General features: G+C 33.6%; 11 protein-coding genes. 5 read left to right on the top strand and 6 right to left on the bottom strand.

What is annotated here, in order from left to right; genetic code table 11:
* The first annotated feature begins 21 nt into the window (after positions 1–21).
* Positions 22–504 (top strand): DUF1761 domain-containing protein, encoded by a 483-nt coding sequence (locus ACFX5F_RS02580; RefSeq protein ID WP_379849609.1) that lies wholly within the window; start codon positions 22–24, stop codon positions 502–504.
* 105 nt (positions 505–609) lie between these two features.
* On the opposite strand, the gene ACFX5F_RS02575 is transcribed toward ACFX5F_RS02580, so the two are convergent.
* Positions 610–3,528: an FAD-binding and (Fe-S)-binding domain-containing protein gene (locus ACFX5F_RS02575; RefSeq protein WP_379849607.1), complete on the bottom strand. Its 2,919-nt coding sequence runs from the start codon at positions 3,526–3,528 to the stop codon at positions 610–612.
* A 139-nt stretch (positions 3,529–3,667) separates the two neighbouring features.
* Positions 3,668–4,477, bottom strand: a complete 810-nt coding sequence (locus tag ACFX5F_RS02570) for a DUF1338 domain-containing protein (RefSeq protein WP_379849605.1) — start codon at positions 4,475–4,477, stop codon at positions 3,668–3,670.
* A 274-nt stretch (positions 4,478–4,751) separates the two neighbouring features.
* On the opposite strand from ACFX5F_RS02570, the gene ACFX5F_RS02565 reads away from it, so the two are divergent.
* Positions 4,752–5,225 carry an Lrp/AsnC family transcriptional regulator gene (locus ACFX5F_RS02565; protein ID WP_379849603.1) on the top strand — a complete coding sequence of 158 codons (474 nt, stop codon included), beginning with the start codon at positions 4,752–4,754 and terminating at the stop codon, positions 5,223–5,225.
* 8 nt (positions 5,226–5,233) lie between these two features.
* On the opposite strand, the gene ACFX5F_RS02560 is transcribed toward ACFX5F_RS02565, so the two are convergent.
* A complete protein-coding gene (locus tag ACFX5F_RS02560) occupies positions 5,234–5,512 on the bottom strand; it encodes a 4a-hydroxytetrahydrobiopterin dehydratase (protein ID WP_379849601.1) in 279 nt (92 codons plus the stop codon).
* A gap of 96 nt (positions 5,513–5,608) precedes the next feature.
* On the opposite strand from ACFX5F_RS02560, the gene ACFX5F_RS02555 reads away from it, so the two are divergent.
* Positions 5,609–6,757: an 8-amino-7-oxononanoate synthase gene (locus ACFX5F_RS02555; protein ID WP_379849599.1), complete on the top strand. Its 1,149-nt coding sequence runs from the start codon at positions 5,609–5,611 to the stop codon at positions 6,755–6,757.
* A 15-nt stretch (positions 6,758–6,772) separates the two neighbouring features.
* Here ACFX5F_RS02555 and ACFX5F_RS02550 read toward each other — a convergent pair whose 3' ends face one another.
* Entirely contained in the window at positions 6,773–7,642 is an 870-nt protein-coding gene (locus tag ACFX5F_RS02550) for a diacylglycerol/lipid kinase family protein (RefSeq protein WP_379849598.1), read from the bottom strand.
* Positions 7,643–7,702: 60 nt separating this feature from the next.
* Between ACFX5F_RS02550 and ACFX5F_RS02545 the strand changes: the two genes are divergently transcribed.
* A complete protein-coding gene (locus ACFX5F_RS02545; protein ID WP_379849596.1) occupies positions 7,703–8,668 on the top strand; it encodes an App1 family protein phosphatidate phosphatase in 966 nt (321 codons plus the stop codon).
* A gap of 194 nt (positions 8,669–8,862) precedes the next feature.
* Here ACFX5F_RS02545 and ACFX5F_RS02540 read toward each other — a convergent pair whose 3' ends face one another.
* Positions 8,863–10,773, bottom strand: a complete 1,911-nt coding sequence (locus ACFX5F_RS02540) for an ABC-F family ATP-binding cassette domain-containing protein (protein WP_379849594.1) — start codon at positions 10,771–10,773, stop codon at positions 8,863–8,865.
* A gap of 64 nt (positions 10,774–10,837) precedes the next feature.
* On the opposite strand from ACFX5F_RS02540, the gene ACFX5F_RS02535 reads away from it, so the two are divergent.
* On the top strand, positions 10,838–11,221 hold the full coding sequence (locus ACFX5F_RS02535) for a DUF983 domain-containing protein (protein ID WP_379849592.1): 384 nt from the start codon (positions 10,838–10,840) through the stop codon (positions 11,219–11,221).
* 2 nt (positions 11,222–11,223) lie between these two features.
* On the opposite strand, the gene ACFX5F_RS02530 is transcribed toward ACFX5F_RS02535, so the two are convergent.
* Positions 11,224–12,276 carry an NAD(P)/FAD-dependent oxidoreductase gene (locus ACFX5F_RS02530; RefSeq protein ID WP_379849590.1) on the bottom strand — a complete coding sequence of 351 codons (1,053 nt, stop codon included), beginning with the start codon at positions 12,274–12,276 and terminating at the stop codon, positions 11,224–11,226.
* Positions 12,277–12,301 lie beyond the last annotated feature (25 nt).

Raw genomic sequence — 12,301 nt, 5'->3', positions numbered from 1 at the left:
CTAACCTTTAAAATTAATTTTATGGAAATGAATTTTTATGCTCTATTAGTTGCGGCTTTTTCAACGCTTGTTATTGGATTTATTTGGTATAACCCAAAAGTGTTTGGAACAATCTGGATGAAAGAATCTGGAATGACCGAAGAAAAAATGAAAGGAAGCAATATGCTTCTTACTTTTGGAGTATCATTTATTTATGCCTTGTTAATCAGTTTTATGCTGCAAATCATTACAATCCATCAAACGGGTGCTTTAGGAATGGTGGGAGGAGATGCCAGCATTGCCAAACCCTCTTATGTCGCTTTTATGGCCGATTATGGAATGGCTTTTAGAACCTTTAAACATGGTGCTTTGCACGGATTTTTGGCAGGATTATTTTTAGCCTTACCATTAATTGGAACAAATGCATTGTACGAAAGAAGAAGTTTTAAATATACGCTGGTAACCGGAGGTTTCTGGATAGTATGTTTTATGATTATGGGCGGAATCATATGTGCCTGGAAATAGAAAAATAGTTAAAGTAATCTCGTGCTCTTTTTACAAGAGGACGAGATTTTTTATTTGTACTACTCATAGTTTTGTTGATCAAAAATCATATATCAGCAATTTTTATTATCTTAATGCTTTATATAAAATCTCCACAGGATGCAGAGCCTCTCTACCTGTACCATCAGAAATTTGATGACGGCAACTGGTACCTGACGCAGAAATTAAAGTTGTTTTTTCTTCGGATCTAATTGTAGGGAACAAAACGAGTTCTCCAATATTCATAGAAATTTCATAATGCTCTTTTTCATACCCAAAAGACCCCGCCATACCACAACAGCCGCTTGGAATATTTAAAACTTTATAATTTACAGGAAGAGATAATATTTTTTTTAATGGCACCAATGATGACAATGCTTTTTGAAAACAATGTCCATGCATCCTAATACGCTCTTCATTGTCAGTAAACAAATTTGATGTAATTCTGCCTGCTTCTGTTTCGTTTGCTAAAAACTCCTCTATCAAAAACGTACGCTTCGCTATTTCTTGCGCTTTTATTTTTAAATTTCCTCTACATAAATCTGGATATTCATCTCTAAAAGTTAAAATAGCCGACGGTTCTATTCCTATCAAAAAAGCATTATCGGGCAAATTTTGACTAACGGAGACCACGTTTTTCTCGGCAATTTCTCGAGCTTTTTTTACCATACCTTTAGATAAGTACGTTCTTCCGCTGATTCCTATTGATGGTATTTCTACCTTATAACCTAACCGATTTAGTAATTTAACTGCAGTCTGACCAATAGCAACATCGTAAAAATTCAAAAATTCATCGTTGTACAAGTACACGGTTGGTTTATCAAAATTTCCTACCTGTGAATAGGTTTTCATCCATTTTGAAAAGGTGATTTTGTGCATCATTGGCAAATTACGTTCGTTAGAAAAACCGGTCATTTTCTTTATTACAGTTCCAACAAAACCTTTTGTAGAAAAATTATAAGCTGCCGGAATACTAGAAAATAATTTATTAATCACTGGTGTATTACCAATTAATCTTGAACGGAATTTTATTCCGTTTTTATCATAATATTGCTGCAGGGTTTCCGCTTTTAATTTTGCCATATCTACATTCGAAGGACATTCAGACTTGCAACCTTTACAACTTAAACACAAATCTAAAACTTCCAACAACGCTTCACTATCAAATTTATTTTCCTTGTCAGAATGGGTTATCGTTTCGCGTAACATATTGGCTCGAGCGCGCGTAGTGTGTTTTTCGTTGCGCGTTGCCATATAACTCGGACACATCGTTCCGCCGCTCTTTTCGGTTTTTCGACAATCACCTGATCCGTTGCACATTTCAGCCGCTCGAAGTATCCCATTGTTTTCCGAAAAATCAAAATATGTTTCAGGCATAGGCGTTTCCTGCCCTGCAGTATAGCGCAATGAAGTATCCATAGGCGGAGTGTCAACAATTTTACCCGGATTAAAGACACCCCATGGATCCCATGTGAATTTTACCTCTTTAAACAGTTGGTAGATTTCGTCTCCCAGTATCAATGAGATAAACTCCCCTCGCAATCGTCCGTCCCCGTGTTCGCCACTCAACGACCCTTTGTATTTCTTAACTAAATGGGCAATATCTGTGGCAATGGTTCTAAAAAGCGCCGTTCCTTCTTGTGTCTTCAAATCAAGAATTGGGCGTAAATGAAGTTCACCCGTTGCTGCATGCGCATAATGTACGCAATGCAAATTTCGCTGTTTTAAAATGGCGTTAAAATCTTCAATAAAACCCGGCAAATCATTTACATCAACGGCTGTATCTTCTATTACCGCAACCGCTTTTGCGTCACCGGGAATATTAGACAATAATCCTAATCCTGCTTTTCTTAAATTCCAAACCTTAACCGTATCTTCTCCAAAAACAATTGGAAAATAATTACCCAAATTTTTGGTTCTCATTTGAGCCTCCATTTTGTGGGCTATTTCAATAATTTCTTCTTTAGAATCTCGCAAAAATTCTACAACCAAGATTGCTTTTGGATCGCCTTGCACAAAAAATCTGTTTTTGCTTTGTTCGATATTTTCTTTGGTACAGTCTAAAATATAGTGGTCTATCAACTCAATACTATCAGGTTGAAATTTTAAAGCTTCCAGATTTGCTATTAAAGATTCGTTGATACTATCAAAATGTATACAAACCAAGCCAGAAAAAGGTTTTAGTGCAGCAACAAGATTCAACTTAATCGCAGTAGAAAAAAACAAGGTCCCCTCCGATCCTGCAATTAATTTACAAAAATTAAATTTTTCCGTAAAGTTCCCAAATGGCATACTGTCTCCCAATAAATCAAGCGCATAACCTGTATTGCGACGTGGAATAGATTTTTTGGGATAGTTCTCATCAAATAATTTTCTGTTCTCTTCATTTGACAATATCGTTTTGGCCTGAAGGTAAATATTCTGCTCCAGCTGGCTTATTACATTAATACCATTGCATTTATCTTCAAATTCTTTGTTTGTCAAAGAATTAAATGTAACTTCATTTCCGTCAGCCAAAAAACCTTTAATTTCCAACAAATGTTCTCGTGTTGAACCATAAATTATTGACCGGGCACCACATGCATTATTCCCAACCATTCCGCCAATCATGCAGCGATTACTAGTTGAAGTTTCAGGTCCAAAAAATAATTGGTAGGGCTTCAAATAAAGATTCAACTCATCACGAATGACACCCGGTTGAACCCATACTGTTTTATTCGTTTCGTCTAAGGAAATAATTTTTGTGAAATGTTGCGAAATATCTACCACAATTCCGCTGCCCACCACTTGCCCAGCGAGTGATGTACCGGCAGCGCGAGGAATAACACTGACTTTATTTTCTCTGGCAAATTGAATTATCTTCTGAATGTCGTTTTGGGTTGATGGCATTGCCACTGCTAATGGCATTTCCCGATAAGCACTAGCATCTGTAGCGTATAGCGTGCGCATTGTTTTATCAAAAAATAATTCCCCTTCTAATTGACTCGCTAAACTTTGAAGATTCATTTGGTATTCTTTTTAATTTTCATATCACCTTTTTAGCGCTATGGCTAAAACTGGATAATTGAGTTTTATAATCAAAAAAGTTCTCTTGTAACGAAAAATTTTTACTATATCTTTTTAAATACAAGCAAAATATAAGGTTTTAACTCTGCAATTTGACATCCGTACTTTCAAATATTTTATCGGCAGAAGACGCAACAAATCCTTGATATAAATCTCCGTTTTTCATTGGATAGCGAAGTGCAAATTCATAATAACAAGAAGGTATTTCTTTAGTCCCTTCATCAAATTTGATAGCATTTAAATCGGCTAAAGTACTTGATTGTTCTAATAATTGCGCTGGAGTTCCTTTTATTTCTCCACCAGAAGCATTCATTCTCCAATTGCTTTCTTTTAAAAATGAATTTAATCCTTCTAAGTTGGAAAAATTTGTCAATGCATTTACATTAATTGTAAAATGGTTTGCTCTATAACCATATACATACATCCAAGCAGCATACTCCGATTCATCCAATAACGTGTTATAGGTTTCAAATGAATTTGCATTCCAAACCGCGCCACTTAACACTAAATCTTCCTTTTCAAAAACACTTTGATCGCAAGAATCCAAAAGTTCTTTAACAGATAATTGCAACTTCTGTGAACATTTTTCTAATTCTAACTCCGAAATAAAAATCCTAGGAGCAGATTTATCTGTCTCATGTTCATAATGCCTTGCAAACAATTTTTTTGATTCAAAAACATATTCACCTTTCGATACATATCCAGCTTTTACAAATGGTTTTTCTAGTACGGCAATATTCACGCGCGCATCATTAAACGTCCTGATCGCAATATGATCGTTTTCAATTTTCTCTCCTTTTTCTTCTAATAGGGAATGAATTTTCTTGGCTGACGGGGTAATACTAGTGTACTGTTCCCATAATTTCGATAGTAAAATATCTTTATTCATGATGCTAATATTGATTAGTAAATATGACACAAATTTACCTAGTATAGAATTACATTTACACTATATTAGCATTTTTATAAATTATATGACTATATAACCTGTTTAAAGTGTAAATTTGACAGTGAATTTATATTTTTTTTAATGGATTATAATCAAAACGTTTTTTTCTGTTTTAAAAGGCATACATTCGTTGGTAAAATATGCCGTTTTAAAACAGATAATTAATCAATATAAAGTCAATTTCAATTTTAATTTTCTAATAAAAAACAGTGTTATGGCTCGAAATAACCGCAATGAAAACATTGATTACATTAACCAACAGATCATTAAGATGCTAAGTGCAGATGGTAGAATTGCTTATTCTGAAATTGCCAAAGAATTAAAAATCTCCAATTCATTAGTACATCAGCGCATTCGAAAATTACAAGATTCAGGAATCATCAGCGGCTTTTCGGTTCAATTAAACCCTAAGGAAATTGGATACGAAACTATTACATATACCGGAATAGCCACTAAAGAAGCTCGATTTGCTTATTCAATAGCTGAAAAACTAAAAGAAATTCCAGAAGTAGTAGAATGTCATTTTGTATCTGGAAAATACGCACTATTTTTAAAAATTGTAGCTGCCAACAACGAAGAATTCAGAAAGGTACTTTATGAACAAATACACAATATTGAAGGTGTTGGCAGCACTGATTCATTCATTTCTTTTGGATCAGCTTTCCAAAAAAATATTTCATTATTCTAAAATATAGCTTACGATATCTTGTCAATCGCTTTTGCTAAGTCAAAATCTTTTTCAGTAACTCCATCGGCGTCGTGTGTATTCAATCGAATTGACACTTTATTATAAACATTGAATAATTCCGGATGGTGATTTCTTTTCTCAGCCATCAATCCCACTTGAACGATGAATCCCAAAGCTTGCGTAAAATCTAAAAATTTGAATTTTTTTTCGATTGCATTATCAATAAATTGCCAATCGTTCAGGTCTTTTAATTGGGATTGAATCTTTTCATCTGTATACTTTTCCATACTATTTTTATTTAGTATCTAAAGTTAGTTAATTTCAAATCATATAAAAATACTTTAACTTTATTAACTATTTTTGACAAAATATTAAAATTCAATTTGAATCCATCTTACTCTTATAAAATTTACTCTTTAATAGATGAACTTCCTGTAAATTGGGATGATTTAGCTGCATCAACTATATTTTTATCCAAAAGATATCTGCAAGTATTAGAAAAATCATCTCCTGAAAATATGATTTGTCATTTTATAGGGATTTTTAAAAATGAGCTCTTGGTTGGTATTGCCGTTTCTCAATTTTTAGATTTAAATAAACTGGAATCTTTTGGAGAACGGGACAAATGTATAAAAACCGCCCTAAGAAATTTTGCTTTCAAGAATTTCTGCTCCAATGTTTTATTGATTGGGAACAATATGCTAACGGGACAAAATGCTTTCGCTTTTTCAGAAAAAATTGACAAAAAGCAAGCTATTAAAACCTTAAAAATAGCATCCTCTGCATTAAAAAGAATTTTTGAAACAAAAGGAAAAAAAATACATATCACTTCGTTTAAAGATTTTAACCAAGCGGAACTGAAAAACTTTGACATTTCCAAATTCAAAAACAACTATCAATTTTCTACACAGCCCAATATGGTTTTTACCATAGATAAAGCATGGAAATCAGAGCAAGATTATATTAATTCCCTTTCAAAAAAATACAGGGATCAATATAAAAGAGCAAGGAAAAAAGCGGATGTGATTGAGAAAAGAAAAATGAACCTTGAGGATATTATCGAATATCAAGAAACCATTTATGACTTGTACATTCATGTAGCAAAAAATGCTCCTTTTAACACTTTCTTTCTACCCAAAAATCACTTTAGAACCTTTAAAGAAATCTTTAAGGATAAATTCCTTTTTTATGGTTATTTTATGGATGAAAAACTAATAGGATTCAATACTCTAATTAAAAATGGAGATGTAATGGACACCTATTTTTTAGGTTACGACGAAAGTATTCAGCGTGAAAAAATGTTGTATTTAAACATGTTGTACGATATGATTGCTTATTCAATTAATAAAGGTTTCAAGGAAATTATTTTTGCAAGAACGGCACTGGAGATCAAAAGTTCAGTAGGCGCAAAACCAGTAAAAATGTATGGATTTATAGCTCATAGTAATCCTATCATTAATTCTCAGATGTCTAAAATATTCAGATATTTAGAACCGGAGACTATTTGGCAGGAACGAAATCCTTTTAAATAAAACAAGCTACTAAAACTATTGAATTGCCACTTTCATTTGTTTGTGTAAAATTTCGACATTGTATTCCGTTTCTTTGCCGCAATATTCCCCATCCATTTGAAAACTTACTGGAAAATTAGTTTTTATAAATGCTTGATTGGTTGATATAATTTCTACATCATTAGATTCAATCGGCATATTTCCCGTTATAATTTGTCCAAAAACGTACAGATCCAAGTTTTTCAAAATTACCAATTCAAACATTCCGTCGTTCATTACGCCAAAAGGGTTAATAACAACTCCCGTACCATATTTTTTAGAATTAGCAATAACAATCATTCTAGCAACACAATTTATAGTTTCATTATTGGCGGTTATTGTTGCCGTAAAAGGCCCCTCAAAATCTATTAAAGTGTTTACTGCCTGCAGTGCATAACCCAATTTGCCTCGGACTGTTGCGTTCTCGTAGTTTTTAACGAGCTCTGCATTAAGCCCTAAATCACTCAAATGCAAGCTGATTTTATCATTTATAGTAATAACGTCAATTTCTATATAATCATTGAGAAACGCGATTTTAAGGTTTTCTTCCAGGGTTAAATTCAAATCTAAATCAACTGCCAGACCATTTGCTGAACCTGCAGGCAAAATTCCAAGAATAACATTCTCTTTTTCCATTGCCTCGGCAACCATTTTTATAGTTCCGTCTCCACCAACAACGATGATTCTTTCCGGTGTATATGTATTGTAAAGTGTTTTTATATTTACAATATCATTTGCTCCTGAAGTATTATAAATTACAAGGTTAAGATTTTCTTTTTCAGCAAAAAACAAAGCCCCTTCTGTTAATTCCGCTTTATCAATATCTCCCGAAATAGGATTTACAACCATAATGATATTTTTTCTCAAAATTTAGCTACATTTAGTGATTAAAAAATCCAAGTTACAATCCCATCAAAAGTACAATAAATGAAGCCTATTTTAAAATTATATCGAGGATATGCAAATGAGCAGGAATTAATTGTGATGGGGCATGTTTTTAGACCAACAAGTAACAAAGATTACAATTTTCAGAAAAAAAATTTTAAAAATGCTGCTTCGGTAATCCGAATGTTTCGGATAAAAACACAGGCAAACGCTGATGTGTATTTAGAACACAATAATGTAAAAATCCATACCAAAACGTTGAATGACGGTTATTTTAAATTTTGTGTCCCGTTAGACCAGTACACAAAATATGGATGGATTGATTACACCGTAAGTATCCTTCACGAAAATGAAACTATAGCAACTACAGAAAGCTACATACGCCCACATAAAGGGAATTTAGGAATTATATCTGATATTGACGACACTTTTTTAGTTTCTAATACTGAAAATCCGTTGATGAAATTATACATTCTATTATTTAAAAATATTGACAACAGGAAGGTTTTTGAAGATGTTGTGCCTCATTACCAAGCTTTGAGTTCCGCCGGAAGAAACAATAAAGAAGAGCAGAATGCCTTTTTTTATGTGTCTAGCAGTGAATGGAATTTGTATCGTTTCATCGTAAAATTTACCGAAATTCATCAATTGCCACGCGCGGTATTATTATTAAAGGATATTAAAACCAGCCTTACTGATTTTTTTATGACCGGAAGGGGCAATCATAATCATAAGTTTGATAAAATAAAACACATTTTAGAATTCTATCCTAATTTAGAATATGTACTCCTGGGGGATGATTCGCAACACGATCCTTTCCTGTACGAAGCAATTTGCAAAATATTTCCAGTTACTGTAAAAGCAGTTTATATACGACAAACAGGACTTCACAAAAAAGAAAAAGTGGAAGTCATATTAAAAAACCTAGAGAGCTTAAAAGTATCTGTTTGTTATTTCAAAAACAGTAAAGAAGCCATTGCTCACTCAGAGATGATGGGTTTGATTTAATTGAGAGGCGTCTGATATTGCGATGTATTTCATCATAACGATTACCACACAATGATTTTATTTTAACGAAATACGGTAACAAAAAAGTCAGGTTTCCTGTTTTTAAAAAGAGACCTAAAGAAGCTCTCTTATAAACATTAGAAACGTGACTTTTTTGTAGTTGTGAAATCTCAAAATTAAAACATAAAACTGAATTATCTAAAATTATCAATTTCTTCTTGAACGAGTTCCCAATCCAACAGCAATTTATCTAATTCTGCTTTTTTCTTATTGTACGCCATGAAAAATTTAGCATCTTCAATATGTTTATCATAGTTAGAAGCTAACATTTTATCGTCGTTCTGAATGTCTTTTTCCAATTGCTTGATTTGACTTTCTACTTTGCTCAATTTATTTTGCAATGCTTTCCCCTTTTTCTGATCTTCGTACGACGCCTTATTGCTTTCTTTTGGACCAGAAGCCTTTAGTGCATCTTTTTTCTCAACTTCACGCATATTTTCCATATTACGTTGTTCCAAGAAATAGTTGATGTCGCCTAAATATTCTTTTATTTTTTGATCTTTAAATTCGTAAACTAAATTTGACATCCCTTGCAAGAAATCTCTATCGTGCGAAACCAGCAATAAGGTTCCTCCAAATTTTTGCAAAGCAGCTTTCAAAACATTCTTGGATTTAATGTCTAAGTGGTTCGTAGGCTCATCCATCAATAAAACGTTGATGGGCTGCAAAAGCAATTTACATAGCGCTAAACGATTTCTTTCGCCCCCGGAAAGGACTTTTACCTTTTTATCTACATCATCACCACGAAACAAGAAAGAACCCAGCATATCGCGCACTTTCATTCGGTTTGTATCAACAGCAGCATCTTCCATGGTTTGTAACAAGGTAATTTCACCATCCAAATATTCCGCTTGATTTTGCGCAAAATAACCTAACTGTACGTTATGACCCAACTTTATCGTTCCTTGGTATTCAAATTCGTTTACAATTGCTTTGATAAATGTTGATTTCCCTTGGCCATTTTGTCCCACGAAAGCAATTTTGCTTCCACGCTCGACTAAGAGATTAATATCTTTCAAAATGGTTTTATCACCATAACTTTTGGTTACATTTTCAGCCTCGACAACTACCCTGCCCGGTTCTTTTGAAACAGGAAAAGTGATATTCATCACAGAATTGTCATCTTCATCGACTTCGATGCGTTCTATTTTATCGAGTTTCTTAATCATCGATTGTGCCATCGAAGCTTTAGACGCTTTAGCACGGAATTTCTCGATTAATTTCTCGGTTTCTTCAATTTTTTTTGCTTGATTTTTCTGCGTTGCTAATTGTTTCTCTCTGATTTCATGACGCAACTCTAAATATTGCGAATAGGGTTTATTGAAATCGTATGCTTTCCCAAGTGAAATCTCAATAGTCCTATTAGTCACATTATCCAAAAACATTTTATCGTGTGAAACAATCACCACTACACCAGGATAATTTCGCAAGAAACTTTCCAACCAAATGATACTCTCGATATCCAAGTGATTCGTAGGCTCATCTAGCAGCAATACATCGTTTGCCTGCAACAATAGTTTGGCCAGTTCAATACGCATTCTCCAACCTCCTGAGAAAGTTTCGGTTTGATTGTCAAACACTTCTCTTTTAAAACCTAGACCAAGAAGAATTTTTTCAGTATCTCCAACGTAATTGTAACCGCCTAATAATTCAAAACGGTGGGTGTAGTCAGACAGATCTTCTATGATTTGGCTATACTCTTCGCTTTCATAATCCGTACGAGTGACTAATAAATGATTAATTTCAGCCAGTTTATTTTCTACAATTTTAATATCTGTAAAAGCTTCATAAGCTTCTTCAAGCACCGTTCTCCCTTGCTCAAAATCTATATCCTGACGTAGGAAACCCATTCGAACTTCTTTCTCCTGAGCGATGCTTCCAGAGTCTGGAAGAAAATCTTTGGCTAAAATTTTAAGCATGGTGGATTTCCCAGCACCGTTTTTTCCAACGAGACCAACTCGATCACCAGCACCCAAACGAAAGGTGACTTCTTCAAACAAATAAGAACCTCCAAAAGAAACAGATAAATTGTGTATATTAAGCATAATTTGTGATAATGTTACATTGGTACCTTTTCTAAAAATGTACCTTTGTTAAAAATTTTTGCAAATGTTAAAAAAAGGATCCAAACTAAATAGTATTTTAACAGGAACTTGTCCTAAATGTCAGAATGAGAGTATGTATTTGGATAAAAATCCACTACATCTGAATAAAATTTTAGATATGCATGAAAATTGCAGCCATTGTGGTTTTAAATATCAAATTGAACCTTCCTTTTTTTATGGCGCAATGTATGTGAGTTACGGATTGAATGTCGGCATTGGAATTGCAGCTTTTATTATTTCTTATGTGTTTTTTAGCGCTTCGATAAAAGTGGCTTTTATTTCCATTATTGTATCACTTATTGTACTATTTCCATTCGTTTTACGATGGTCACGAAATATCTACATCAATATGTTCGTTTCTTATGATCCCCAAACAAATCTGAAATAAAACTATTTCTTGCCTTTAGGCAGAAACCGGTTGATATCAATTTCCTTGTCTAAGGGAATTTTCAATTCGATAAATTCAAATAGTGCTTTGGCCATTGCGGGACCTAGCATCACTCCTCTTGTGCCTAACCCATTAAGAATATGAACCCTGTCATAATCAGAATGTGTTCCCACCAATGGCCTTCTGTCTTTGACTGTTGGTCGAACTCCGGCAAAATGTTCCACAATTTCAAAATCACAGGTGATAATCTCTTTAATTCTTTCGATTAATTCTGCTTTTCCTTCTTGCGTTGGAAAATCTGTTTTGTCTTTCCAGTTATATGTCGCACCAACTTTGAATAAATTATTACCCAGAGGAAGAATAAATACACTTGTATTAACGATTACATCCAAATCAAGTCCCGCAGCTTTAATAATAAAAAGTTCTCCCTTTGTACCGTCTAATGGAAAATTTTTGAAGTAGGGATTAGAATGCATTCCAAAACCTTCCGCAAAAACAATATGCCTTGCCTCTATATTTTTATATCTAATACTAATGTCGCCAACCTCCAAAGCATCATAATCAAAAGCTTCTTCTTCAATTAATTTCTCATTATTTAAATATTCTTTGTACTTATCAAGCAGCATCGCCGTATCCACGTAGCCAGTCTGCAGAACTTCACCATAACCATAAGGAGAATCAATTCCCGGAAATTTTTTATGAATCAATTCAGTTGCAAGGAAAGGAGCTAGAGCCACTTTATCGGAGGCAGCAAACCAATTATTTTGTTCTTCAACTGAGAAAAATTTTCTTAAAATTGGCTTCTTAAAATCTATTTTACTTTTCAATTTCTCTTCTAAAACAGAATAAAAATCATTCATGAGTACTAATTGCTCCTGAGCAAGCCATACTTCACTAAAGCGCTTTAAAATAACAGGATTGTATAACCCCCCTGCAATCCTTGAGGAATTTTGTGAATTATTATCAAATACAAAAATAGATTTATCATGTTGCAAAGCTGTTTCTGCAAATGAAATTCCTGCTAATCCCGAACCTATTAATAAATAATCAATCATTTGTAGAGGTACCTTATAAAAGACA

The sequence above is a fragment of the Flavobacterium zhoui genome (assembly GCF_042787235.1).
Taxonomy (GTDB): domain Bacteria; phylum Bacteroidota; class Bacteroidia; order Flavobacteriales; family Flavobacteriaceae; genus Flavobacterium; species Flavobacterium zhoui.
Note: the sequence above shows the minus strand (reverse complement) of the source record. Positions and strands in the feature narration are given on the sequence as shown.